Genomic DNA, 1,091 nt, shown 5'->3' with positions numbered 1-1,091 from the left:
GCTTCCTAATGTTGTTGTCAAGCGGTCGCCGTCACCGGCGGTGTCACTTCGTAGCGTCGTCGGTCACGGATCAGAGCCCATATGACGTTGACGCGTCGGCGGGCGAGGGCGAGCACGGCCTGGACATGCTTCTTCCCCTCGGCGCGTTTGCGGTCGTAGAACTTCCGCGAGTTCGGGTCGTAACGGACGCTGACCAGCGCGGAGGTGTAGAAGACGCGCTGGAGTCTGCGGTGGTAGGTGATCGGCCGGTGGAGGTTGCCGCTGACCTTGCCCGAGTCCCTGGGCGCGGGCGCGGTGCCGGCGAAGGCCGCCAAGGCGTCCGGGGAGTCGAACTCGTCCAAGTCGCCGCCGACGGCGGCGAGGAACTCGGCACCGAGGGTCGCGCCGATGCCGGGGACGCTCAGGAGGATGTCGGCGAGTTCGTGCTCGCGAAACCGGCCCTCGATGAGCTTGTCCGTCTCACGGATCTGCTCGTTGAGGGTCATCACCTCCTCGGCCAGGGTGTGGACCAGCTTGGCGATGGTCTTCTCCCCGGGGACGGCGGTGTGCTGGCGTTCAGCGGCCTCGACGGCCGTCTCGGCCAGGGCTCTGGCGTTACGGACCTTGCGGTTGGCCAGCCATTTCGTCAGCCGTGTGACTCCGGCCCGGCGGATCGCGGCCGGCGTCTGGTAGCCGGTCAGCAGCTTGAGCGGGCCGGTGTTGGTCACGTCCAGGGCCCGTTCCAAGGCCGGGAACATGCTCAGCAAGGTGCCGCGCAGGCGGTTGACCACGCGGGTGCGGTCCTCGACCAGGTCGGCCCGGCGTCCGGTCAGCAGCTTGAGCTCGATGGCGGCGTCGTCGCCGGGGCGGATGGGTCGCAGGTCGCGGCGCATCCTGGCCTGGTCGGCGATGACGTAGGCGTCGCGGGCGTCGGTCTTGCCCTCGCCGCGGTAGCCGTCGGAGGCCCGGTTGACCAGCCGGCCGGGCATGTAGAGGACCTCCTGGCCGTGGCCGACGAGCAGGGCCGGCAGCAGCGCGGGCTCTCCGCCGGTCATGTCGACGGCCCAGGTGACCTCACGGCCGTCGGCCAGGTGAAGGACGTCACCGATCAG

The 1,091-nt window shown here is 69.7% G+C and carries 1 protein-coding gene; it reads right to left on the bottom strand.

The annotated features are described in order from the left end of the window. Window positions 1–17 precede the first annotated feature (17 nt). A partial coding sequence (locus tag ACFYOP_RS33745; protein ID WP_356899686.1) for an IS110 family transposase occupies window positions 18–1,091 on the bottom strand: 1,074 nt, incomplete at its 5' end.

The sequence above is a fragment of the Streptomyces sp. NPDC006294 genome (assembly GCF_042870895.1).
GTDB lineage: Bacteria > Actinomycetota > Actinomycetes > Streptomycetales > Streptomycetaceae > Streptomyces.
Note: the sequence above shows the minus strand (reverse complement) of the source record. Positions and strands in the feature narration are given on the sequence as shown.